A 25,296-nucleotide genomic window follows, 5' to 3' on the forward strand; every position below is an offset into this window, starting at 1 on the left:
ATCCCGGAATCATGACTTCAGCCGCAGTTCAGCACTACGGGCATGCGCCTGCAAGCCCTCGCCATACGCCAGTTCGGCAGCAACACGCCCTAAGGTCTGGGCCCCCTGCTCGCTGACAAAAATCATGGATGAACGCTTCTGAAAATCATACACCCCGAGAGGTGAAGAAAAGCGGGCAGTGCGCGAAGTGGGTAACACGTGATTCGGACCAGCGCAGTAATCACCGAGCGCTTCCGAAGAAAACCGGCCAAGGAACATCGCTCCAGCATGGCGAATCTGATCCGCCCATTGCTGTGGATTACCGGCGGAAATCTCCAGATGCTCAGCCGCGATACTGTTTGCGATCTCACAGGCCTGCTGCATATCGCGCACCTTGATCAGCGCACCGCGGTTGGCGAGCGATGTCCGGATCACTTCCTGACGCGGCATCTCCGGCAACAACCGGCGAATGCTGTCCTCTACCGCATTGAGATACGCTTCATCGGGGCAGAGCAAAATAGACTGCGCCAGCTCATCGTGCTCTGCCTGTGAAAATAAATCCATCGCCACCCAGTCCGGATCGGTAGTGCCGTCACAGAGAACAAGAATTTCTGATGGCCCGGCAATCATATCGATGCCGACCGTGCCGAACACCCGGCGCTTGGCAGCAGCCACGTAGGCATTACCCGGACCGACAATTTTATCCACCTGCGGAATCGTCGCTGTGCCATATGCCAGCGCACCCACCGCCTGCGCCCCGCCAATCGTAAATACCCGGTCAACACCGGCAATCGCCGCAGCCGCCAGCACCAGCGGATTTTTCACGCCGTCCGGGGTCGGTACGACCATGATGATTTCCTGCACGCCAGCGACTTTGGCTGGAATGGCATTCATCAATACCGAGGAAGGATAGGCGGCTTTCCCGCCGGGCACATAAATACCCACGCGATCGAGCGGCGTGACTTTCTGTCCCAGCACCGTGCCATCAGGCTCGCAATAACTGAAGCCTGCTGAACCGCATTCCGCCTTTTGCCGTTCATGATAGGCACGTACTCGCTGCGCGGCCGTTTCCAGGGCGCTGCGACGGGCTGCAGGCAAGGCATCCAGCGCCGCCTGCATTTCTTCGCGCGATAATTCAAGTTCGGCAATGCTGCGGGCATTCAGCCGGTCAAAGCGGTTGGTCGCTTCCAGCACAGCCGTGTCCCCGCTGGCTTTGACACTGGCCAGGATCTGCGCTGCAGCGCGGTCTATCGCTTCATCCTCAGCAGCTTCAAAAGCAAGCAAAGAAGAGAGTCTGCGGGAAAAATCCGCTTCGTCTGAATCCAGTCTGGTAATCAGGGAGGCCATACGTATTCTCTTTAAATGGATGCTTTTAATCTGGAAGCGCGTTCAAACGCATCCATAATCGGCTGCAGGCGTTCACGCTTGAGTTTCAGCGCAGCCTGATTCACCACGAGGCGCGATGAAATATCCATGATGTGCTCGACTTCCACCAGGTTATTGGCACGCAGGGTATTGCCGGTGCTGACCAGATCAACAATCGCATCAGACAATCCCACCAGCGGCGCCAGCTCCATCGAGCCATACAGTTTGATCAGATCAACGTGCACGCCTTTGCTGGCGAAATGCTGACGCGCTGTTTCTGTGTATTTGGTCGCCACCCGCAGGCGCGCACCCTGGCGGACGGCATTTTCATAATCAAACCCGGCAGACACCGCGACGGAAACCCGGCATTTGGCGATATTCAGGTCAATCGGCTGATACAAGCCTTCACCGCCATGCTCATGCAACACATCTTTTCCTGCCACACCAAAATCTGCTGCGCCATACTGAACGTAAGTCGGCACATCAGAAGCGCGGACAATGATCACGCGCACACCGGGATCATTTGTGGCAAGGATCAGCTTGCGGGATTTTTCCGGGTCTTCTGTGACACGGATTCCTGCCGCTTCCAGCAAAGGCAGCGTCTCTTCAAAAATACGCCCCTTGGACAGCGCCAGCGTTAATTGTGCAGTCATGATTTAATCCTATGAATGTGGGCGCCGACAGCCGACAATTTCACTTCCATGCGGTCATAACCGCGGTCCAGATGGTAAATCCGGTCAATCAGGGTTTCACCTTCAGCGACCATGCCCGCGATCACCAGTGAAGCCGATGCCCGCAGATCGGTTGCCATTACCGGTGCGCCGACCAGTCGTTCCACACCATTGACTATCGCGGTGTGTCCGTCAATTTCTATTTTTGCGCCAAGCCGGTTCATTTCCTGCACATGCATGAAACGGTTTTCAAAAATCGTTTCCGTCACGCGGCTGGTACCTTGCGCGATGCAGTTCATCGCCATGAACTGCGCCTGCATATCGGTTGGAAAACCCGGATATTCCGTGGTGCGGAAACTGACCGCTTTCGGACGGCTGCTCATCTGCGCGCGAATCCAGTCCGGGCCGGTGGTCAGCACCACGCCGGCATCGCGCAATTTATCAAGCGCCACATCGAGAATATCGCTACGGGTATTTTTCAGCGTGATATCCCCGCCGGTCGCGGCAACAGCACACAGGAATGTCGCGGTCTCGATGCGGTCGGCAATCACCATATGTTGCGCGCCATGCAGACTGGCGACACCCTGAATCACCAGACGGTCGGTACCGATGCCTTCGATCTTCGCGCCCATCGCCACCAGCAAATTGGCCAGATCCGTGACTTCCGGCTCCCGCGCGGCGTTTTCCAGCACGGTTTCGCCATCTGCCAGCGTTGCCGCCATCAACAGATTTTCTGTGCCGGTGACGGTAATCATATCGGTGACGATCCTCGCGCCCTTCAGACGCTTGGCCCTGGCATGGATATAACCGGCTTCAATGGTAATGTCCGCACCCATCGCCTGCAGGCCTTTGATGTGCTGGTCCACCGGACGCGAACCAATGGCGCAACCGCCCGGCAGAGAAACCTTCGCTTCACCAAAGCGTGCCAGCAAAGGTCCCAGCACCAGAATCGATGCACGCATGGTTTTCACCAGATCGTACGGCGCTTCCAAGCGGTCTATCTGGCTGCCATTGAGCACCGTGACACCGTTTTCCTGCGTGACCTGCAACCCCATCTGGCGCAACAGTTTCAGCATCGTGTTCACATCCTGCAAGGATGGCACGTTATGCAGGCTGACATCACCGGCTGTCAGTAAGCCGGCACATAAAATCGGTAAGGCGGCATTTTTGGCTCCGGCAATACGGATATCGCCATTTAACCGGTAACCGCCTTTGATGAGTAACTTATCCATTATGCTTGGTACTCTTCAGGTGTCAGGGTTTTCATCGACAGGGCATGGATTTCTTCACGCATGCGGTCGCCCAGGGCGGCGTACACCAGCTGATGACGCTGGATGAGGCGCTTTCCGGCAAAGGCAGCGGATACGATCACGGCGTTGAAATGCTGACCATCGCCCTCCACTTCCAGATGGCTGCATTCCAGCCCGGCGGCGATATAGGATTTGATTTGTTCAGGAGTAGGGAACACGATTCATCTTTCTGAATAAAATAAGAGCTGGCGTCACCTGTTTTCAGTGGCGCAACTTATAGCCACGTTTCAGCATCTGCACGGCAATCGTCGCCAGCAATGCAAAGAAAACGGACACGACAGCCAGGCTGTGCAGCGGCGCCACATCAGACTGGCCAAAGAAACCGAAACGGAATCCGTCGATCATATAAAAAAACGGATTAAACCGGGATAAGCTTTGCCAGAAAGCCGGCAGAGAATGGATGGAGTAAAACACACCGGACAGGAAGGTTGCCGGTATGATCAGGAAATTCTGAAACGCTGCCAGCTGATCGAATTTTTCAGCCCAGATACCGGCAATTAGTCCCATCGTACCCAGCATCGCGGCACCCAATAAAGCGAAAATGCCAATCCACCACGGTGCGACAAAATGCAGGTCGGCAAACCAGGCCGTCACCACAAACACGCCCGCCCCGACTGCCAGCCCGCGCAGAATCGCCGCCAGCACGTAAGCGCTAAACAGTTCCCAGTGCGACAGCGGCGGCAACAATACAAACACCAGATTGCCGGTGATTTTTGACTGAATCAGGGAAGAAGAAGAATTGGCAAACGCATTCTGCAAGACACTCATCATGACCAGACCCGGGACCAGAAAGGCGGTATACCTGACGCCCGGATAAACCTGCACATGCTCATCGAGCACATGACCAAAAATCAGCAGATACAGCAAAGCCGTCATGATCGGCGCGGTGATGGTCTGGGTCGCCACTTTCCAGAAACGCAGCACCTCCTTGTACAGCAAGGTGTTAAAGCCCGTCATCTGGCTCATTTCGCGCCCTCCATAATCTGCAAAAATACTTCCTCCAGGTCGGCCTGCAATAACTGCAAGTCCTCAATGACACAGCCGGCAAGACGCAACTCACGCAGCATCGTTTCCACCTGCGCCGAATCCGTTACACGCAAGGCAAACTGACGCGGATCGGCAGAACGTTCGTGTGTGATGATCAGGCTGCGCAAGGCATCCGGCAAAACGGTGTTCGCATGGGCAGCCAGCGTCACCCGCAGCTGTGAGCCAGAGATGCGCTTAATCAGTGCAGCAGTGCTGTCCAGCGCCACGATTTTCCCCGACTTCAGCATGGCAATCCGGTTGCACAATGCCTGAGCCTCTTCCAGATAATGCGTGGTCAGCACGATCGTATGGCCTTCACGGTTGAGGCGGGCAATAAACTGCCATAAAGTCTGCCGCAATTCCACGTCCACACCTGCTGTCGGCTCATCCAGCACAATGACCGGCGGCTTGTGCACCAGCGCCTGCGCCACCAGCACACGGCGCTTCATGCCGCCGGACAAAGCACGCATATTGGTGTCAGCCTTATTGGTGAGATCAAGATTTTCCATGATCTCATCAATCCAGCGATCATTATTCCGGATGCCAAAATAGCCAGACTGCATGCGCAGTGTTTCACGCACAGTAAAGAACGGGTCAAACACCAGCTCCTGCGGCACAACACCGAGATTGCGGCGGGCTTCGCGGTAATCACGCACGACATCATGCCCCTGCACGCTGATCTGCCCGGCATCTGCACGGCTTAATCCCGCCAGGATCGAGATCAATGTCGTTTTACCGGCGCCATTTGGTCCGAGCAGACCAAAAAACTCCCCTTCTTCAATCGTCAGGGAAACGCCTCCCAGTGCCTGTAGAGACTGGAAACGTTTTTGTATATTGCTAATTTGTATCGCGGCCATCGGGCATGCTGCACTTGCGTGCTCATCAGGAATCAGACAACTTGGAAAATTCAGCGGTTTCACCCTCAGGGCGAAACCTTTGATTATAGGGGATTTTCAGCAGAACAACTGAAAGCATGTGCAGACTGGCGCCGCACATTTACCGGCAGGCGGGAATCAATGTCGTCCGGCAGAGGAGGCGAGTTGAAACTGTTCGGTCAGGCCATACAACTGAATCAGGCTCAGCAGACCTGTGGGCGCATCGTGAAATTCCATCGCCCGGTTCTGCTTGTCTGCCTGTCGCTGCCATTCAATCATGACAGCAACTGCGGCGGAATCAATCCGTTCCAGCCCGGATAAATCAAAGCTGAACTGGCCCTGAGCAATCATGCTGCTGCCCGCAGCCTCAACAGCGCGGGCAGTGTGTTGTGAAAATTCACCGGTGAGTTTATACACAGCCAGTCCTGAATATTATTTGGAAGCAGTTCTTGCCGGAGCAGAAGCAAGCTTTTTATTTTTTTCCGACAGCGTTTTAATCAGGCCATCGATACCGGATTTACTGATTTCAGCGGCAAAGCTGCCTTTGTATGTTTCAACCAGCCAGGCACCGAGAACATTGATGTCGTATATCTTCCAGCCACCCGGCAATTTTTCAAGCCGGTAATTCAGCTGAATCGGCTCGCCCCTGGCCTGGATCACCTGGGAACGCACTTCGACTTCCGTATCTTCCGGCGCGGAGCGCATCGGCTTGAATTCAACGCGCTGGTCCTTGATCTGGGAAATCGCACCGGAATAGGTAAATACCAGCAAAGTGCGGAATTCGCTGATCAATTGTTTTTGCTGTTCCGGTGTCGCATCACGCCAGCTTTTTCCGGCTGCCAGCGATGTCATGCGGGGAAAATCGATGTAAGGCAAAATCTTGCTGTCCACCATATCGAATACGCGTTTCTGGTTGCCTGCCTGGATATCTTTGTCATTTTTTGCCGTATCCAGAATTTCCTGGCTCAGGCGCTTCACCAACTGATCCGGCGCTTCGTCAGCAGCCAGTGCCAGGCCTGTGCTGCCCAGCATCAGCCCGGCGAACATCAGGGTAAAAAATCGTGTAACAAGTGCTTTCATAGGGATTCCTTTGGTGTTTCTTTGAAAACGGCATATCTGCCATTCCTTAACCGGCCCGACCGGGTTCCGGTTGACGGACAAAACTATTTTTTACAAATGCATCACATTCCGTCACGTCTGCTGCGATCGTTTAATCGTCATCCGGGTTGATCTGACCCGCCCGGCGCTGCAGGTAAGCATCGCGGAAAAAGACATATTTATCCAGTGCGGCTTCTTCGATCAGGGAACCGGCATCCAGCACCGATGCCCGCTTATCGACCAGACGCACAACCGTTCCGGTATTGCGGATATATATTGGCTGTTTGTAAGACCACAAGTCCCCTTTCAGATCAACCGGCGTCGCCAGTGCATCCCGCAAGGTGGAAGGTCCCAGAATCGGCAATACCAGATAAGGTCCGGAATGCACGCCCCAGCGCCCCAGCGTCTGTCCGAAATCTTCAGCGTGTTTCGGTAAACCGGCCGGCGTGCCGATATCCAGCAAACCACCCAGGCCAAACGTACTGTTCACGGCAAAACGCATCACATCGGATGTGCCATCAGCCACTTTCCCCTGCAGTAAATTATTCACTGCATTCCAGACATCGCCAATATTGCTGAAGAAATTACCAATACCAGTCTGGACAAATCCGGGAGTGATGTTGCGGTAAACCTGTGCCACAGGCTTCAGCACTGCCTGATCCAGCGTGTCATTGAAACTGAACATCACGCGGTTAAATCCCTCCAGAGGGTCGCGCGGATTATTACCGATATTCGTTTTGGTGCTGATGGCATCCAGCGTCTGATCAGTCTTGTCACGGATTTTTTCCACCGTCACGGTACTGCATCCGCTCAGCAGCAGACTCGCCGCAATTATCAGTGGGGCAAGCCAGCGTGCATTGGATCGGGTCAGAAATTGTGTCATTTTTTGTTTTCCGCACTGCTGTCAGCTGCTTTACTGAACAAGAACTGACTGATCAGATTTTCCAGCACCACTGCCGACTGCGTCATTTTAATCCTGTCACCCGCTGCCAGATTATTCGTATCACCACCGGGTTCCAGGCCGATATATTGCTCGCCCAGTAATCCGGCCGTCAGGATTTTGGCCGAACTGTCTTTGGGAAATTTGTAACGTGTCTCCAGCTGCATGACGACGGTAGCCTGAAAGGTTTTATCGTCGAATTTGATTTCAGACACCCGCCCGACGACCACACCGGCACTCTTGACCGCAGCCCGCGGCTTCAGGCCGCCGATATTATCGAAGCGTGCCGCCACTTCGTAGTTTTTTTCCAAAGAAAATGAACTCATGTTGCCGGCTTTTAATGCGAGAAACAGCAACGCTGCCGCCCCCAGCACGACAAACAGGCCAACCCAGAAATCCAGTGATTTTTTTTGCATTATCTATCCTTACCTTAGTATCCCCGGCACCACGGGGACATCCAATTGAATCTTTTCGCGCTCTTCAATGCCGGGCACTGAAAAATACGGGCAGCTTCGCCAGGTTTCGTTGCGCTTTGCGACTGATTATTGAAACATCCAGGCAGTCAGCAGGAAATCCAGCCACAACACCAGCAACGAAGACACCACGACCGTTCTGGTGGTCGCCCTGGCGACGCCTTCCGGTGTCGGCTGCGCCTCATACCCCTGAAACAGTGCCACAAAAGTCACGGCAAAACCAAAGACGATACTTTTCACCACACCATTGCCAATATCTTGCCAGATTTCAACGCCGGCCTGCATCTGCGACCAGAATGCGCCGTTATCGACCCCGATCAATTTGACCCCGACCACATAGCCGCCGATGATGCCCATCGCATTGAAGATCGCAGTCAATACCGGCATGGCGATCAGACCTGCCAGAAACCGTGGCGCCAGAACCCGCTGAACCGGATTCACAGCCATCATTTCCATCGCTGCCAGTTGCTCACCGGCTTTCATCAGGCCAATTTCCGCTGTCAGCGAAGTACCCGCCCGTCCGGCAAACAGCAATGCAGTGACAACTGGCCCCAACTCACGGGTTAAAGACAGCGCCACCAGCAAACCCAGCGCCTCTTCCGAACCATAACGATTCAGGGTGTAATACCCCTGATAACCCAGCACGAATCCGACAAACAATCCGGAAACAGCAATAATCACCAGCGAATAATTGCCGATAAAGTGAATCTGATCTGTCACCAGACGGGGGCGGCGCCATAGCCCGCCAGCGTTCCATAAAATAGCGAAGAAGCAGCGGGCGGCATATCCCAGGTCACTGGCGGTTTCTCGTACCCAGGCACCAATGCGCTCAATCATGATACGCGCTCCTTCAGCCCCAGATCGTCTCTCAGAGACTGCCCCGGATAATGGAAGGGAACCGGACCATCTGCCTCGGCATGGACAAATTGTTTCACATAGGGGTCTTCGGATGCCAGCATTTGTTCCGGCGTGCCCTCAGCCACAATTTTTCCCTGCGACAGAAAATAAATATAATCGGCGATGGCAAAAGATTCATGCACATCGTGCGACACCAGTATCGTGGTAGACCCCAGCGCATTGTTCAAGTTCCGGATCAGATTGGCAGTCACGCCCATCGAAATCGGATCCAGTCCGGCAAACGGCTCGTCATACATCATTAACTGGGGATCGAGCGCCACTGCGCGCGCCAACGCCACCCTGCGTGCCATACCGCCGGAAATTTCGGAGGGCATCAGCTGCGCCGCATTGCGCAGGCCAACAGCATGTAATTTCAGCATCACCAGATCACGGATCATGGCTTCACTGAGATCAGTATGTTCGCGCATCGGAAACGCGACATTGTCAAACACACTTAAATCGGTAAACAAGGCGCCATGCTGGAACAGCATGCCCATTTTGCGCCGCATCTGATACAGACCGGCATTATCCATCTGCTCAATTTGCTGCCCATCGACAGCGACCGTACCTTGCTGGGGCCGGATCTGGCCGCCAATCAGGCGCAGTATCGTCGTTTTGCCGGATCCCGAGCCGCCCATCACAGCAATCACTTTGCCGCGCGGAAAATCCATGCGCAGCCCCGACAGAATGGTGCGCTGCCCATACCCGAATTGAAGATCACGAATTTCGACGAGATTAGACACAGCAGGAAATGAAGTTTTGCAAAAACTAGATTGTAATGCAGAACGGGAATTACGGCTGCTTCGGCAACTATAATAAAAAAACAATGAAATGAATTATTTTCTGAAAATTTTGTATTTTCAAACTTAAATTCTATTTTTTATATAAAAGTACAAATTTTCTTAAAAACAGATTGTTTTGTCTCAAAAAATTAATGAATATTCAGTCAGTAATTATTGAATTTTGTCTGTTCTCTTCAAAAAATTTGACGGATTGCAGCCCTCAGACTGTAATCCGTCACACTGATTAACGAGGCAAAACCGAGTCGCCCATCAGGAAAGCATCCACTTCACGGGCGCACTGACGTCCTTCGCGAATCGCCCAGACCACCAGCGACTGGCCACGACGCATATCGCCTGCCGCAAAGACCTTTTCTGCATTGGTCTTGTAGCAACCGGCGCCATCGGTTGTCGCTTTGGCATTACCCCGGGCATCTTTCTCCACGCCAAAGGCATCCAGCACCTGCTGTACCGGAGAAACAAAGCCCATGGCCAGCAAGACCAGATCGGCTTTCATCTCAAATTCGGAATCCGGCACTTCCTGCATCTTGCCGTCTTTCCATTCAACGCGGCAGGCGATCAGCTTTTCCACTTTGCCGCCCTTGCCTTCCAGGCGTTTCGTTGCAACAGACCAGTCACGTTCGCAACCTTCCTCATGCGAGGAAGAAGTACGCAGTTTAGTCGGCCAGTAAGGCCAGACCAGCGGTTTGTTTTCCTGTTCTGGCGGCTGGGGTAACAATTCAAACTGGGTCACGGATTTGGCGCCGTGACGATTCGAGGTACCCACGCAATCAGAGCCGGTATCACCACCACCGATCACCACAACATGCTTGCCCGTCGCCATGATCTGGTCTTTGACCTTGTCACCGGCATTCACCTTATTCTGCACTGGCAGGAAATCCATAGCGAAATGCACGCCTTTGAGTTCGCGGCCAGGAACTGGCAAATCGCGCGGCGTTTCTGCACCGCCGGCAATGATTACTGCGTCGAAATCCTTTTGCAGCTGTTCCGGGGAAATCGTTTCTTTGGACCAGTTGGTGACCGTGGCAGGAAAATCCTTACCGACAAACACGCCAGTGCGGAATGTCACGCCTTCTGCCTGCATCTGATCAACACGGCGGTCGATATGGGATTTTTCCATTTTGAAGTCGGGGATGCCATAACGCAGCAAGCCGCCAACACGGTCATTTTTTTCAAATACTGTCACATCATGACCAACACGCGCCAGTTGCTGCGCTGCTGCCAGCCCCGCAGGACCAGAGCCGACAACGGCGATTTTCTTGCCGGTTTTCATAGCAGGAATCTGCGGTGCAACCCAACCGTTTTCCCAGCCTTTATCGATGATGTAATGCTCAATCGACTTGATGCCGACTGCATCATTATTGATTCCCAGAGTACAGGCTGCTTCGCAGGGTGCCGGGCAGATGCGGCCGGTAAATTCCGGGAAATTGTTTGTCGAATGCAGCGTATCGAGCGCCTGCTTTACTTGCCCGTTGTAGACCAAATCATTCCAGTCAGGGATGATGTTATTGACAGGGCAACCGTTGTTGCAAAACGGAATACCGCAGTCCATGCAGCGTGCCGCCTGTGTTTTTGCCTGCGCATCGTCCAGATGCACCAGGAATTCCTTGTAATGCTTTTTACGCGACAACGGTGCTTCGGAAGCTTCCTGCAGTCGCTGATATTCCATGAAACCGGTAACTTTACCCATTTTTATCCTCAATATGATTGCGGGCTACTGCCCTGTCAGTCTTGAATTGCGCAGAATCAGGTGCGCCGGCTGGCGCATCCAATGAAACTAGGCAGCAACTTTTTCCTTCCTGGCAGCCTGCTTCGCCGCAGACATTTCCGCCAGAGCACGCTTATATTCGGTCGGGAATACTTTGACGAACTTAGCGCGGCTGCGGGCCCAGTCATCCAGCAGATTGCGGGCACGGGTACTGCCCGTATGTTTGAAATGGCGCTCAATCAGGTTACGCAGGATTGCTTCATCGGTCTCACCCTCACCGCCGCGCAGACGGCTGTGCCAGATTGATTTATCGACGGTCGCAGTCTGCACATCGCCTGCCAGCACTGACTCCAGCGTGACCATGGACATATTGCATTTCGCTTCAAATTCGCCATCCGGATCATAGACATAGGCGATACCACCAGACATACCTGCGGCAAAGTTACGACCGGTGTTACCCAGCACGATGACCGTACCGCCTGTCATGTATTCGCAACCGTGATCGCCGGTGCCCTCGACTACCGCGACAGCGCCGGAGTTACGCACGGCAAAACGCTCGCCTGCCACGCCGTTGATGAATGCCTCGCCGGAAATCGCACCGTACAGAACCGTGTTACCGCAAATGATATTGTCCACTGCCCAGCCGCGGAATTCGGTATTCGGGCGGATGATGATGCGGCCACCAGACAAGCCTTTGCCGACGTAATCGTTACCTTCGCCCACCAGATCCAGCGTCACGCCGTGCGCCAGGAATGCACCGGCAGACTGGCCGGCCGTGCCTTGCAGCTGAATGTGGATGGTGTCATCCGGCAGACCTGCATGGCCGTATTTCTTCGCCACTTCGCCGGACAGCATCGTGCCAACGGTGCGGTTGAGGTTTTTAATCGGCGAAATGAAAGAGACTTTCTCGCCAGTTTCCAGCGCAGTCTTTGCCTGAGCGATGAGCTTGTTGTCCAGCGCCTTGTCGAGACCATGATCCTGCACATCGACATGGCGGATCGCCGCATCAGCACCGGCTTGCGGCTGGTGGAAGATTTTTGCGAAATCCAGGCCTTTGGCTTTCCAGTGCGAAATGGCTCTGGATTTATCCAGCAGATCCACCCGGCCAATCAATTCGTCATAGCTGCGCACGCCCAGCTGCGCCATGATCTGGCGAACTTCTTCGGCAACAAAGAAGAAATAGTTCACGACATATTCCGGCTTACCGGAGAATTTTGCGCGCAATACCGGGTCTTGCGTCGCCACGCCGACCGGGCAAGTATTCAGGTGGCATTTACGCATCATGATGCAACCTTCCACCACCAGCGGCGCAGTCGCAAAACCGATCTCATCGGCACCCAGCATCGCCGCAATCGCCACGTCGCGCCCGGTCTTCATCTGACCGTCAGCCTGTACCCGCACACGGCCGCGCAAACCGTTCAACACCAGTGTCTGCTGCGTTTCCGCCAGTCCCAATTCCCACGGTGTGCCGGCATGTTTAATCGACGACAAAGGTGAAGCACCAGTACCGCCGTCATGGCCTGCAATCACCACATGATCGGCCTTCGCCTTGGAAACACCCGCCGCAATCGTACCGACACCGACTTCAGATACCAGCTTGACGGAAATCGACGCATTCGGATTCACGTTTTTCAGATCGTGAATCAATTGCGCCAGATCTTCAATCGAATAAATATCGTGATGTGGCGGTGGAGAAATCAGGCCTACGCCCGGCACAGAAAAACGCAGTTTGGCAATATATTCCGACACTTTATGGCCAGGCAGCTGACCGCCTTCACCAGGTTTTGCACCTTGCGCCATCTTGATCTGAATCTGGTCGGCAGAGGTCAGATACTCGGCTGTCACGCCAAAACGGCCAGAAGCAACCTGCTTGATTTTAGAGCGCAGCGAGTCACCTTCAATCAGTGGAATATCCACTTCGATCTGTTCCTTGCCAATCACAGAGGCCAACGTGGCGCCTTGCTTGATAGGAATGCCTTTCAGTTCTTGCTGATAACGCGCCGGATCCTCGCCGCCTTCACCGGTATTCGATTTACCGCCAATCCGGTTCATCGCGATCGCTAATGTGGCATGCGCTTCGGTACTGATGGAGCCCAGAGACATCGCGCCGGTCGCAAACCGTTTGACGATTTCTTTGGCGGGTTCAACCTGTTCCAGCGGAATGGCTTTGGACGGATCAATCTTAAATTCAAACAGCCCGCGCAAGGTCATATGACGCTTGGACTGATCGTTGATGATCTGTGCGTATTCCTTGTAGGAGTTGTAGTTGTTGGCACGGGTGGAATGTTGCAATTTGGCGATTGCATCCGGTGTCCACATATGGTCTTCGCCACGGACACGGAAAGCATATTCGCCACCCGCATCGAGTGCATTTTCCAGCACCGGGTCCTGACCGAAAGCCAGTTTGTGCAGGCGCAGCGCCTCTTCTGCCACTTCAAACACACCGATGCCCTCAACGTTGGATGCAGTGCCTTTAAAGTATTTGTCGACCAGCGATTTATTCAGACCGATCGCTTCAAAAATCTGCGCGCCGCAATAGGACATATAAGTCGAAATGCCCATTTTGGACATCACTTTCATGAGTCCTTTGCCAATCGCCTTGGTGTAGTTGTAGATCGCTTTTTCCGCGCTCAGATCACCCGGCAGATCTTTCGCCATGTCAGCCAGTGTCTGCATGGCGAGATAAGGATGTACCGCTTCTGCGCCATAGCCCGCCAGCAATGCAAAGTGGTGCGTTTCACGGGCGGAACCGGTTTCGACGACCAGACCGGTTGTCGTCCTCAGCCCCTTGCTGACCAGGTGCTGATGCACTGTCGATGTGGCGAGCAAGGCAGGGATGGCGACATTGCCGGCATCCATCTTGCGATCGGTGATGATCATGATGTTGTGACCAGACTTGACCGCATCCACCACCTCTGCGCAGATCGAAGCCAGGCGCGCCTCAATGCCTTCCTTGCCCCAGGATACCGGATAGCAGATATCGAGCTCATAAGACTTGAACTTGCCACCCGTATTGGCGCTGATGTTGCGCAGTTTAGCGATATCGGCAAAATCCAGCACCGGCTGCGACACTTCAAGACGCATCGGCGGATTGATGTTGTTGGTATCGAGCAGATTCGGTTTCGGGCCAATGAACGAGACCAGCGACATCACCATCGCTTCGCGGATAGGATCGATCGGCGGATTGGTGACTTGCGCAAACAACTGCTTGAAGTAGTTGTACAGCGGCTTGAGTTTGTTGGACATGACTGCCAGCGAGGAATCATTCCCCATGGAGCCAATTGCCTCTTCACCAGCCACCGCCATTGGCGCCATCAGGAATTTGATGTCTTCCTGGGTATAGCCAAATGCCTGCTGGCGATCGAGCAGCGTGGCCGTTTCGGTTTCCTGTTTTACTTCGCCCTTCAGTTCATTGAGCTTGATACGGACGGATTTGATCCATTGCTTGTATGGCTTGGCATTGGCATAAGTGTCCTTGATTTCTTTGTCGTCAATGATACGACCAGCTTCCAGATCGATCAGGAACATTTTGCCGGGTTGCAAGCGCCATTTCTTGATGATCTTCGATTCGGGAATCGGCAACACGCCGGATTCGGATGCCATCACCACCAGATCGTCGTCAGTCACGATGTAACGCGCAGGACGCAGGCCGTTACGGTCCAGCGTGCCGCCGATCTGGCGGCCGTCGGTGAAGGCCATGGCTGCAGGGCCATCCCACGGTTCCATCATTGCAGCGTGGTATTCGTAAAATGCACGACGGTTATCATCCATCATGCCGTGATTTTCCCAGGCTTCCGGGATCATCATCATCATGGCCTGTGCAATCGGATAACCCGCCATCACCAGCAGTTCCAGCGCATTATCAAAACTTGCTGTATCGGACTGACCTTCAAAAATCAGCGGATACAATTTTTGCAGATCGTCGCCCAGTACGGCGGACTTCATCACGCCTTCACGGGCGCGCATCCAGTTGAAGTTACCTTTGACAGTATTGATTTCACCATTATGCGCAATCATGCGGTAAGGGTGCGCCAACGGCCATTCCGGGAAGGTATTGGTGGAGAAACGCTGATGCACCAGCGCCAGCGCAGAGACACAGCGCTCGTCCTGCAAATCCTTGTAGTAGACACCGACCTGATCTGCCAGCAGCAAGCCTTTGTACACCACCGTGCGCGCAGACATGGACGGCACGAAATACTCCTTACCATGCAGCAGCTTCAGCGCTTCAATCGCATGGACTGCCGATTTACGGATCACGTACAGCTTGCGCTCCAGCGCATCGGTCACCATGATGTCAGGGCCACGGCCAATGAAAATCTGGCGGATAACCGGTTCTTTGTCACGCACAGTCGGTGACATCGGCATCTCGGCATCAACCGGCACATCGCGCCATCCCAGCACGACCTGACCTTCCGCACGGACTGCACGCTCAATTTCCTGCTCACAGGCAAGGCGGGAAGCATGTTCTTTTGGCAGGAAAATCATGCCAACGCCATATTCCCCAGGAGGCGGCAACTCAATACCCTGCTTTGCCATTTCTTCGCGGTAGTACTGATCCGGAATCTGAATCAGGATACCGGCACCGTCACCCATCAGCGGGTCAGCACCCACCGCACCGCGGTGATCCAGGTTTTTCAGGATCAGCAAGCCCTGATCAACAATCGCGTGGGATTTTTTACCCTTGATATGGGCAACAAACCCCACACCACAGGCATCATGTTCGTTGGTTGGATCGTATAAACCTTGAGCTTGCATAGCTATCTCCGGAAGGCAAAATTGAATGACTGAGATGGAGAATAGTGCAGCGCAAAAGAAAGTTCAATCTAAATAAAAGGGGTCAGAGACATATTTTAAATAACAATTTTTATGAATTATTTTAAAGGGGTCGGAGTCATTTAATGCAATAAATTTTTTTTCCCTCTCCAGATTATTCCTGCCCTGCAGGCACCGCTTTTCGCGGGCGCCCACGCTTTGCCGGCGATACCCGGCGCTCGGTCAGCTTTGCCATTTCCGCCTCAAAAACCGGAGAACCAAGCAACCATCCTTTATGCGTTGCCTCAGTCAGACGCGCCAGTTCTGCCGCGGATAGCGACTGCTGCATCATTTCTCTATAGTTTGCCTCGCGCTGGAAAGGCGTGTTTCCCAGCGCCCAGAAAATAGGATGATCCGACACCAGCGGATCAAGCCGCAAACCAATGTGATGCTGATAACTTGACCAGGGATAATCCAGCAAATCCGCTACCAGCCCGGCGCGCAAAGGATGGCTTTCTACATACAGGCTGCATGGTAGGAAAAAAGTCTGCGCCTCCAGCACGGTTGCCTTATAGCGCCCCTGCCACAAGCTCCCGGAGCGTTGATATTTGCGGTTGAAATAAGGGACATAGTAGCGGCCAAGCCATTGCAAAAGCTTGCTCAGCCCTTCGGCATCCTCCGGCGTCACCAGCAAATGCAGATGCTCAGGCATCAACACGTAGGCATGTATCGCAATATGGAATTGTTTTGCACCCTGCCCCAGCCAGCGGAGAAACACGGTGTAATCCTCGCTGTCGCGGAACAGTTGTGTACCTTCGTGGGTACGCTGCACCAGATGATGCAGCATCTGCGGAATTACCAGACGCGGTAGTCTTGCCATAAATTCACCGTACACTCAAAAATCAGATGATTGAATACCCCAGTATACTCAGGAACAGCCACCGGCTCTCTCCCAAATACCTGCAATGTGAGTACAGCCGGGGAAATCAAGTCATTGATTGAGAATTCCATCATTAAAGTGGCATGGCAGCCGGCTTGTGGCTCAGATGGGCAGATGATGCAGAAAATCATCCGCAGCAGGCAACATGCGGCGGATATCAGCAAAAGGCAGTGCTGTCAGCCAAGTACAGAGCAGGCAGGCAAATCGGGCGAGCGCCCAGCAGATGGATGAAATGACGAAAAAAAACAGCGTGGGAAGAATGCTGCAACCTGACTGGCATCCGTCAGGTGATTCATCTTACTGACGGACAAACATACTCAGGCAAAAATTCAGGCAGAAAGCATAAAAGCACGATGAAACCGGTTCATCGTGCTTTTTATCTTCAGGCAAGTCGCTGATCTGAAAAAATCAGTGGTAAGCGCTGACCAGTTCAGGTGTCTTCGCTTTCAGGCGGAAAGCGCTGAGCGCCTTGGAGGCGTCCTGTACAGCAGTCACTTCCGGCAAGCCGCTCATCAATTCGGAAATGCGGCTTTTCAGTGCTTTAGCCTGCGTAGCCAGTTTGAAATGCGCCGGACGCTGAGTCTGAACAATACTCCAGCGAACGATTGGTGCCTGTCCGGTTCCATCCAACAATGCACGATCACGCATCCATTTTTCAAAGGAACGTGTTGGCATATCAGTCTCAACCCAGATCAGATGATCAGATGTCATCTTTTGGTTTGCAGAAGGACGCACCGCAATTTCGTAAATCATTTTCAAACTCCTTGAGGGAGAATCGTTGCCGTACACATTACAGCTCAGGATTCATAACTCCCAAAACGAGCCTGTCACCACTTGCGTTGACATGAAAAGTTACAAAACCTCAAAAAATTTATACTTGATTCGATTTTTATTCAAAAAATCAGGGCAGAACTGGTAAAAATTAAGTATTTAATTATATTTTTATCATTTTATTCAATGCCCGGCTGGGACTTATCTGGCTGAGGCACTTCATTGATTCTATGAACAATAGTCTCAACTAATTGCCCGGCAACACTGTCGTGACGCCCATAAAAGCCTTAACAGTCTTTCCAAGACTGATTATTTTCCTGCAATAAACAAAAACCCGGCAGAACAAGTCTTACCGGGTTTTTCATTAAAATCAGTTGTACTGGGTGTCAGAACGGGATATCGTCATCCATGTCCGAAAAATTCGGTGCCGGACGGGATGCCGGTGCTGGGCGTGAAGCCGGCGCTGCCTGCGGACGCTGTGCCGGCGCAGGTGCCGGACTGCCGTAACCGCTGTCGTCCATGGCGGCACCGCCACCCATGCCCTGCCGGCTACCGAGCATCTGCATGCTGTCGGCACGGATATCGGTCGCATATTTCTCGACGCCATCCTTGTCGGTGTATTTACGGGTGCGCAGGCTGCCTTCGATATAAACCTGCGAACCTTTCTTCAGATACTGCCCGGCAATTTCTGCGAGCTTGCCAAAAAAAGTGATACGGTGCCATTCGGTCTGCTCTTTTTTCTCGCCTGTCGCCCGGTCTTTCCAGTTATCCGTCGTTGCGACAGTAATGCTGGTCATGGCGTCACCACTTGGCATATAACGTGTTTCCGGGTCCCGACCCAGATTGCCGACGATAATGACTTTATTCACGGATGCCATGTATTTCTCCTGTTTTTCTGTATTTCAATCAATATTATTCAACCTGAACGGATGGGGCTGATTTGCCGCGCTTCGCGATTTCCGGCATCTTGACAGCCATTATAAGCCACAGCAGGCTGGTGACTGCGCAGACAATAAAGACGGAAGAAGCGCCGGTATGCTGTTTCAGCCATCCGCCCAGCGCCCCGCCGCAAAACAGTCCGATTGCCTGCATGGTGTTATACACGCCGAGCGCCGCCCCTTTTGCGGCAGGTGGTGCGATGCGCGATACCAGCGAGGGCTGGCTGGCCTCCAGAATATTGAACGCAATAAAAAATGCAAACAATAAGCTAATCAGCAATACCGGTTGCTGCAGACCCTGCCACAAGCCAAGCTGAACCAGTAGCAGCAAGGCAATGGCACCGATAAAAACCTGTTTCATTTTGCCGTATTTTTCGCCGACAAAAATCGCTGGCAGCATTGCCACAAAAGAGGCAAACATAATCGGCAGATAGATTTTCCAGTGGGATGTCACGGCAATGCCGGCGTACTGCACCAGCGCCGTCGGCACCACCACAAACATGGCCATCTGCGACAGATGCAGCACGAAGACGCCGTAGTTCAGCCGCATCAGTTCACGGTTTTTCAGCACCTCAGAAAGCGGAACCGGCGCCAGCTGAACCGCAGGCGCATCGGGCGTGATGAACAGCACCACGCCAATCGCAGCCAGCGAGAGGATGCCGGTCATGGCAAAAATTCCCCCCATTCCGATAGCCTGATACAACAAAGGCGCAGCGACCAGCGACAGGGCGAAGGTCAGCCCGATCGAGCCGCCGACCATGGCCATGGCCTTGGTCCGGTGCTCTTCCCGGGTAGAGTCGGCGATCAGCGCGGTAATCGCTGCCGAGATCGCCCCAGCGCCCTGGATCGCGCGTCCGATCAGCACACCGAGCACAGAGGTAGCCATCGCAGCGACAAAAGCACCGGCTGCGAACAACAACAATCCGATCACGATAATACGTTTACGGCCAAATTTATCCGAAGCAATACCGAATGGAATCTGCCCGAATGCCTGGCTCAGGCCATAAATGCCCATCGCCATGCCGACCAGCAGGCTATTGTCTCCACCCGGCAGGGTTTTGGCATGAATGGCAAACACCGGCAAAATCAGAAACAGCCCGAGCATCCGCAAGGCAAAAATCGAAGCCAGCGACGCACTGGAACGGATTTCCGTCTGCGTCATGCGCGATGCGGCAGGCGGATTGTTCGCTTGATGGGCATTACGATCAGAATTTGTTGCAATAGTCATATTAAATATCCATCCTGACGGCGGATTTTACGGAACAAGAAGACGAGCCAACGGTAAATTTCAAAAACCCGTTATAGTAGCAGGTTGCTTGCCTCTGCCAAAATTGAGCTCAAATACCATGACGACACGATCAAAAGCTGCAAAAGCCCCTAAACCCGCCGAAATCGAATTCGACGCCGATGACATCGCGCTCATGCAGAAACGCGAGCTGATCCGCGTCAGGGGAGCACGGACCCATAATCTGAAGAACATCAATCTCGACCTGCCGCGCAACAAGCTGGTGGTGATTACCGGTTTGTCCGGTTCGGGTAAATCCTCGCTGGCGTTTGACACCTTGTATGCCGAAGGGCAGCGCCGTTACGTCGAGTCCTTATCAGCGTATGCACGCCAGTTCCTGCAACTCATGGAAAAACCCGATGTCGATCTGATTGAGGGACTCTCACCAGCGATCTCGATCGAGCAGAAGGCCACCTCGCATAATCCACGCTCCACCGTCGGCACGGTCACTGAAATCCACGATTACCTGCGTCTGCTGTACGCAAGGGTGGGCACGCCGTATTGCCCAGATCATCCGGAAAACCCGCTGGCAGCGCAGTCGGTGTCGCAAATGGTGGATGCCGTACTGGCTATGCCGGAAGACAGCAAACTGATGATCCTGGCGCCCGTGGTGTCGAATCGCAAAGGGGAGCATGTGGACCTGTTTGAACAGATGCAGGCACAGGGCTTTGTACGCTTCCGGGTTCAGAGCGGCACGCATGAAGCGAAAATTGTGGAAGTCGATGATCTGCCCAAGCTGAAAAAAACCGAGAAACATTCGATCGACGTCGTGGTGGATCGCGTCAAAGTGCGTGAAGACATCAAACAACGTCTGGCGGAATCCTTCGAAACCTGCCTGCGCATCGCCAATGGCCGTGCACTGGTGGTGAATATGGACAGCGGGCATGAACACCTGTTTTCGAATAAATTTGCCTGCCCGACCTGCGGCTATTCACTGCAGGAACTGGAGCCGCGCCTGTTTTCATTCAATAACCCGATGGGCGCCTGCCCGGAATGCGACGGGCTCGGCCATATCGAATTCTTTGATCCGAAACGGATCGTCGCTTTCCCTAATTTGTCACTGGCCAGTGGCGCAGTCAAAGGCTGGGACCGCCGCAATCAGTTCTACTTCCAGATGCTGTCGAATCTGGCGGCGTTCTACGAATTCGATATTGATACCCCATTCGAGCAATTACCGGAATCGGCGCAGCAAGTCATTCTGTATGGCTCGGGCAAACAGCAAATCCCGTTCACGTACATCAACGAAAAAGGACGCACCGTGATCAAGGAGCATGCGTTTGAAGGTGTGGTGACGAATCTGCAGCGCCGCTACCGTGAAACGGATTCGATGGCGGTGAAAGAAGAACTGGCGAAATTCATCAACGAAAAACAATGCCCGTCCTGCCATGGCGCGCGGCTGCGCATCGAAGCACGTTACGTCAAGGTCGGCACCGGTAAGCAGGAAAAAGCTATTTTCGATATCAGCGCCATGCCTTTGCGCGATACCCTGCATTTCTTCGAGCACCTGCAGCTGCACGGTGCCAAACGCGACATTGCGGACCGCATCATCAAGGAAATCACGGCTCGCCTGACCTTCCTCAATAACGTCGGGCTCGATTACCTGTCGCTGGAACGCAGTGCCGATACCCTGTCCGGCGGCGAGGCGCAGCGTATCCGGCTCGCTTCTCAAATCGGCTCGGGCCTGACCGGTGTCATGTACGTGCTGGATGAACCGTCGATCGGTCTGCACCAGCGCGATAACGACCGCCTGATCGACACACTCAAGCATTTGCGCGATATCGGTAACAGCGTGCTGGTGGTCGAGCATGACGAAGATGCGATCCGTTGCGCCGACTTCGTGGTCGACATGGGGCTCGGCGCCGGCGTGCACGGCGGCGAGGTGATCGCACAGGGCGCGCTGGACGATATCCTGCAAAATCCACGCTCGCTGACTGCCAAATATCTGAGCGGCGAACTGGAAATCAGCGTTCCCGCCAAACGTACCGCGACCGATCCCGACAAACAATTACTGATCGCGGGAGCCCGTGGCAACAATCTGAAAAATCAGGACATGACGCTGCCGGTCGGTTTGCTGACCTGCGTGACCGGCGTGTCCGGCTCGGGCAAATCCACACTGGTCAATGACACGCTCTACCATGTCGCGGCGCGCCATCTGTATGGCTCGCAGACGGAACCAGCGCCATTTGACCACGTCAGCGGACTCGAACATTTCGATAAAGTCATTTCGGTCGATCAGGCACCGATAGGCCGCACGCCACGCTCTAACCCTGCCACCTATACCGGCTTATTCACCCCTATCCGCGATCTGTTTTCTACCGTACCGACTGCCAAAGAACGCGGCTACAGCGCTGGCCGTTTTTCGTTCAACGTCAAGGGCGGCCGCTGCGAAGCCTGTCAGGGCGATGGTGTGATCAAGGTCGAAATGCATTTCCTGCCGGATGTGTATGTACCCTGCGATGTCTGTCACGGCAAACGCTATAACCGCGAAACGCTGGAAGTCCAGTACAAGGGCAAGAATATCCACGAAGTGCTGGAAATGACGGTCGAGGATGCCCACGAATTCTTCAAGCCGGTGCCGGTGATTGCCCGTAAGCTGCAGACGCTGCTGGATGTCGGGCTTGGCTATATCCGCCTCGGTCAAAGCGCCACCACGCTGTCCGGTGGTGAGGCGCAGCGCGTGAAGCTGTCGCTGGAATTATCGAAACGCGATACCGGCCGTACCCTGTATATTCTGGATGAGCCGACCACCGGCCTGCACTTCCACGATATCGCGCTGCTGCTGAAGGTGATACACCGTCTGCGCGATCAGGGCAATACGCTGGTCATCATTGAACACAATCTGGATGTGATCAAGACTGCCGACTGGCTGATTGATCTGGGGCCGGAAGGCGGTGCAGGTGGTGGCAGAATTATCGCGACCGGCACCCCCGAACAAGTGGCCTCAAACCCTGACAGCGTCACCGGCAAATACCTGTTGCCACTGCTGAAAAAGCGTAAAAAATAAAACTTTTCTCTTCTGTAAAATTGGTATGTCTATCCGTCTGATTGTCGGCCTTGGTAATCCGGGGCCGGAATATGAACAAACCCGCCACAATGCGGGTTTCTGGCTGGTTGACCAGTTTCCGGTCAGCCTGCAGCGCGACAAAAATTTTAATGCGCTGGTCGGAAAAACCCGGATCGCCGGCGAGGAAGTCTGGTTGCTGGAACCGCAGACTTTCATGAACCGTTCCGGTCAGTCGGTCGGTGCGATCTGCCGCTTTTATAAAATCACGCCAGATCAGATACTGGTGGTACACGACGAACTGGACATGCTGCCCGGCGTCGCCAAACTCAAGAAGGGTGGCTCGTCTGGCGGCCATAACGGTCTCAAAGACATCACCGCTGCGCTCGGCACCCAGGATTACTGGCGGCTGCGTATCGGCATCGGTCATCCGCGCACGCTGAATCTGAATCAGGGCGTGGCAGATTTTGTACTGCACCGTCCGCGCAAGGAAGAACAGCCGCTGATCGATGAAGCGATTGCCAAAAGCATGGATGTATTGCCGCTGATGGTCGCCGGTGAATTTGCAGAAGCCATGACGCGTTTGCATACCAGCGCGAAGTAATCCGTACCGGAGTGACGATGCCCTCTTCGATTCAGATTTTTGCCGGTAAAACGGCTTTTCATCATGTGCAGCAACACGGTCTGCAGGCGGCGGATATTGCCGTGATTCCGGCGGCGGCAGGCGGCCCGAAAGGCCTGATCCTGCAGGCGATAGATCAATGGCTGTTCGGTGAATGGCTGCCTTCTGCGCCACGCGAACGCAGCCTGCTGGGTGCCTCCATCGGCGCATGGCGTATGGCGGCCGCCAGTTGCGCCGATCCGGTGGCCGCGTTTGAACGTCTGGGTAATCTGTACTGTGAACAGCAATATCCGGAAAACCCCGGCCCGCATGATGTCTCGCAGAAAATCCGGCAATTGCTGCAAGCTTTTATCGGCGGGTATGAAGAAGAAATCGTCCATCAGCCGCAGCACCGCCTGCATTTGCTGACAAACCGCGGACGCGGCCTGCTGTTTTCGCCGCAATCAACGCTGGCGGCAAAAGCCGGCTTTGCAGCTGCCACGTTTTCCAATCTCCGTTCGCGGGCACGTCTGGCGCGGCATCTGGAACGGGTGATTATCGGCGATGCGCGGGATACGCTGCCCTGGCTGCACACCCCATTTGACCGTTTCACCACCCATTTCTGCGCGCTGGATAAAGACAATCTGGCGCCCGCCCTGCTGGCGTCCGGCACCTTGCCGCTGATCATGGAACCGGTCACCGCAATCCCTCACACACCTGCCGGCACATACTGGGATGGCGGCATCATCGACTATCATCTGGCGCTGCCTTATGCGCGTCTGCAAACGCAAAACACAAAGGAACTGGTACTGTATCCCCACTTCACCCGCCAGATCGTGCCGGGCTGGCTGGATAAAGCGCTGCCCTGGCGCCGTGCAGGACTGGGGCGGGATAAGCACTGGGTCGATAATCTGGTGATGATTGCCCCATCCGATGCCTTTGTGCGCAGCCTGCCGCGCGGGAAACTGCCTGACCGCAAGGATTTTTTCCATTACGGCACCCGCCATCAGCAGCGGATTCAGGCATGGCGCACCGCCATCGCAGAAAGCCGGCGTATGCGGGACGACCTGGCGGCGTTCATCGCCAGACCCGATATGAGGCTGGTGCGCGGCCTGAATTTCTGATGCACTTTACTGCCTTGCTGCCGGGCGCAGGAGGCATTGCACCGGTTCAGCACCGGTTCAGCACCGGATTCACTCAGGTGGATCATTTTCCGTTTGAATGTCTTCCTGAACGGGCAGCGGCAGAGAGCGTCCGCGCTGCTTCAGCGCCTGCCGCAACAGGTATTCCACCTGCGCATTGGCACTGCGTAATTCCTGCGCAGCCAGACGCTCGATCTCGCTCCACAACACCGGATCGATACGCAAAGGAAAAGATTTTTTACCCGGGCTTGCCATACGCTACTTTCACGACGGTAAACGCTGGAGATCTGCCAGCCGCGGCTGCAGATAAGCCATCCAGCGTTGCGGGTCGCGCGTTCCCAGCCGCAGGGTTTTACCGTTTTTGAGATAAAGGCGGATGGCGCCAGTGCCGCTGACGTTATACAACATGCCGCTGCGGGTACGCCGGATACCCCAGCCTTCCAGGCAGCCAGACTGACTGACTTCGGCACTGGCGATATCCCGCAAGGCGATCCGCCAGCCGGGCAAGCGGATCAGCATGAAATGCCAGCTCAGATGATCCGCCGTCAGCGTCGTCGTCAGATTGGCAAAACACAGTGCGACCGCACTCATGATCGACGGTCCCAGCCACACGGCGGGCGAACGTTCCCGCAACATCATCGAGATACCGAAGATCGCGATCAGCAAAATGCCGAATACAGGATAGTTCCACTGTTTTTCTTCATACACAAGATAAGACATGATT

General features: G+C 54.2%; 23 protein-coding genes. 3 read left to right on the forward strand and 20 right to left on the reverse strand.

Features of this window, described 5'->3' with window-relative positions; translation table 11 throughout:
* Positions 1-9 precede the first annotated feature (9 nt).
* The 18 genes from hisD to H8K27_RS10845 form a co-directional block, all read right to left on the reverse strand.
* Entirely contained in the window at positions 10-1,326 is a 1,317-nt protein-coding gene (gene hisD / locus H8K27_RS10760; protein ID WP_186863185.1) for a histidinol dehydrogenase, read from the reverse strand.
* An 11-nt stretch (positions 1,327-1,337) separates the two neighbouring features.
* Positions 1,338-1,997, reverse strand: coding sequence for an ATP phosphoribosyltransferase (gene hisG, locus H8K27_RS10765; RefSeq protein ID WP_186863186.1), 660 nt, complete (start codon positions 1,995-1,997; stop codon positions 1,338-1,340).
* On the reverse strand, positions 1,994-3,247 hold the full coding sequence (gene murA / locus H8K27_RS10770; RefSeq protein ID WP_186863187.1) for a UDP-N-acetylglucosamine 1-carboxyvinyltransferase: 1,254 nt from the start codon (positions 3,245-3,247) through the stop codon (positions 1,994-1,996). The genes hisG and murA overlap by 4 nt, the downstream gene beginning before the upstream one ends.
* A complete protein-coding gene (locus H8K27_RS10775; protein ID WP_186863188.1) occupies positions 3,247-3,483 on the reverse strand; it encodes a BolA family protein in 237 nt (78 codons plus the stop codon). Before H8K27_RS10775 ends, murA begins: the two co-directional genes overlap by 1 nt.
* 43 nt (positions 3,484-3,526) lie before the next feature.
* Positions 3,527-4,282 carry an ABC transporter permease gene (locus H8K27_RS10780; RefSeq protein ID WP_186863452.1) on the reverse strand — a complete coding sequence of 252 codons (756 nt, stop codon included), beginning with the start codon at positions 4,280-4,282 and terminating at the stop codon, positions 3,527-3,529.
* Between the two features lie 5 nt (positions 4,283-4,287).
* A complete protein-coding gene (locus H8K27_RS10785; protein ID WP_186863189.1) occupies positions 4,288-5,208 on the reverse strand; it encodes an ABC transporter ATP-binding protein in 921 nt (306 codons plus the stop codon).
* A 156-nt stretch (positions 5,209-5,364) separates the two neighbouring features.
* Complete coding sequence (locus H8K27_RS10790; protein WP_186863190.1) at positions 5,365-5,643, reverse strand: STAS domain-containing protein; 279 nt, start codon at positions 5,641-5,643, stop codon at positions 5,365-5,367.
* A 15-nt stretch (positions 5,644-5,658) separates the two neighbouring features.
* A complete protein-coding gene (locus tag H8K27_RS10795) occupies positions 5,659-6,306 on the reverse strand; it encodes an MlaC/ttg2D family ABC transporter substrate-binding protein (protein ID WP_186863191.1) in 648 nt (215 codons plus the stop codon).
* Positions 6,307-6,436: 130 nt separating this feature from the next.
* Entirely contained in the window at positions 6,437-7,207 is a 771-nt protein-coding gene (locus tag H8K27_RS10800) for an MlaA family lipoprotein (protein ID WP_186863192.1), read from the reverse strand.
* Positions 7,204-7,680 (reverse strand): outer membrane lipid asymmetry maintenance protein MlaD, encoded by a 477-nt coding sequence (gene mlaD / locus H8K27_RS10805; protein WP_176801587.1) that lies wholly within the window; start codon positions 7,678-7,680, stop codon positions 7,204-7,206. Before mlaD ends, H8K27_RS10800 begins: the two co-directional genes overlap by 4 nt.
* A gap of 126 nt (positions 7,681-7,806) precedes the next feature.
* Complete coding sequence (mlaE, locus tag H8K27_RS10810) at positions 7,807-8,574, reverse strand: lipid asymmetry maintenance ABC transporter permease subunit MlaE (protein WP_186863193.1); 768 nt, start codon at positions 8,572-8,574, stop codon at positions 7,807-7,809.
* A complete protein-coding gene (locus H8K27_RS10815; protein ID WP_186863194.1) occupies positions 8,571-9,377 on the reverse strand; it encodes an ABC transporter ATP-binding protein in 807 nt (268 codons plus the stop codon). Before H8K27_RS10815 ends, mlaE begins: the two co-directional genes overlap by 4 nt.
* 283 nt (positions 9,378-9,660) lie before the next feature.
* Positions 9,661-11,124: a glutamate synthase subunit beta gene (locus H8K27_RS10820; protein ID WP_186863195.1), complete on the reverse strand. Its 1,464-nt coding sequence runs from the start codon at positions 11,122-11,124 to the stop codon at positions 9,661-9,663.
* An 87-nt stretch (positions 11,125-11,211) separates the two neighbouring features.
* Positions 11,212-15,897, reverse strand: coding sequence for a glutamate synthase-related protein (locus H8K27_RS10825; RefSeq protein ID WP_186863196.1), 4,686 nt, complete (start codon positions 15,895-15,897; stop codon positions 11,212-11,214).
* A 172-nt stretch (positions 15,898-16,069) separates the two neighbouring features.
* Positions 16,070-16,774, reverse strand: coding sequence for a transposase (locus H8K27_RS10830; protein ID WP_186863197.1), 705 nt, complete (start codon positions 16,772-16,774; stop codon positions 16,070-16,072).
* Between the two features lie 468 nt (positions 16,775-17,242).
* Positions 17,243-17,509 (reverse strand): hypothetical protein, encoded by a 267-nt coding sequence (locus H8K27_RS10835; protein WP_186863198.1) that lies wholly within the window; start codon positions 17,507-17,509, stop codon positions 17,243-17,245.
* Between the two features lie 482 nt (positions 17,510-17,991).
* Positions 17,992-18,483, reverse strand: a complete 492-nt coding sequence (gene ssb / locus H8K27_RS10840) for a single-stranded DNA-binding protein (protein ID WP_186863199.1) — start codon at positions 18,481-18,483, stop codon at positions 17,992-17,994.
* Positions 18,484-18,517: 34 nt separating this feature from the next.
* Positions 18,518-19,705 (reverse strand): MFS transporter, encoded by a 1,188-nt coding sequence (locus H8K27_RS10845; RefSeq protein WP_186863453.1) that lies wholly within the window; start codon positions 19,703-19,705, stop codon positions 18,518-18,520.
* Between the two features lie 259 nt (positions 19,706-19,964).
* Here H8K27_RS10845 and uvrA point away from each other — a divergent pair, with 259 nt between their 5' ends.
* Genes uvrA through H8K27_RS10860 form a run of 3 tightly spaced genes read left to right on the forward strand, consistent with a single transcriptional unit; the run spans position 19,965 to position 24,554 of the window.
* Entirely contained in the window at positions 19,965-22,832 is a 2,868-nt protein-coding gene (gene uvrA / locus H8K27_RS10850; RefSeq protein ID WP_186863454.1) for an excinuclease ABC subunit UvrA, read from the forward strand.
* A 25-nt stretch (positions 22,833-22,857) separates the two neighbouring features.
* Positions 22,858-23,433 carry an aminoacyl-tRNA hydrolase gene (gene pth / locus H8K27_RS10855; protein ID WP_186863200.1) on the forward strand — a complete coding sequence of 192 codons (576 nt, stop codon included), beginning with the start codon at positions 22,858-22,860 and terminating at the stop codon, positions 23,431-23,433.
* Positions 23,434-23,450: 17 nt separating this feature from the next.
* Positions 23,451-24,554, forward strand: a complete 1,104-nt coding sequence (locus H8K27_RS10860; protein ID WP_186863201.1) for a patatin-like phospholipase family protein — start codon at positions 23,451-23,453, stop codon at positions 24,552-24,554.
* Positions 24,555-24,623: 69 nt separating this feature from the next.
* On the opposite strand, the gene H8K27_RS10865 is transcribed toward H8K27_RS10860, so the two are convergent.
* Together H8K27_RS10865 and H8K27_RS10870 are read right to left on the reverse strand one after the other, a co-directional pair.
* Positions 24,624-24,827 (reverse strand): type II toxin-antitoxin system antitoxin, encoded by a 204-nt coding sequence (locus H8K27_RS10865; RefSeq protein WP_186863202.1) that lies wholly within the window; start codon positions 24,825-24,827, stop codon positions 24,624-24,626.
* 9 nt (positions 24,828-24,836) lie between these two features.
* Complete coding sequence (locus H8K27_RS10870) at positions 24,837-25,292, reverse strand: hypothetical protein (protein WP_186863203.1); 456 nt, start codon at positions 25,290-25,292, stop codon at positions 24,837-24,839.
* Between the last annotated feature and the right edge of the window lie 4 nt (positions 25,293-25,296).

This window comes from Cognatundibacterium griseum, assembly GCF_014284195.1.
Lineage (GTDB): Bacteria > Pseudomonadota > Gammaproteobacteria > Burkholderiales > Burkholderiaceae_D > Undibacterium > Undibacterium griseum.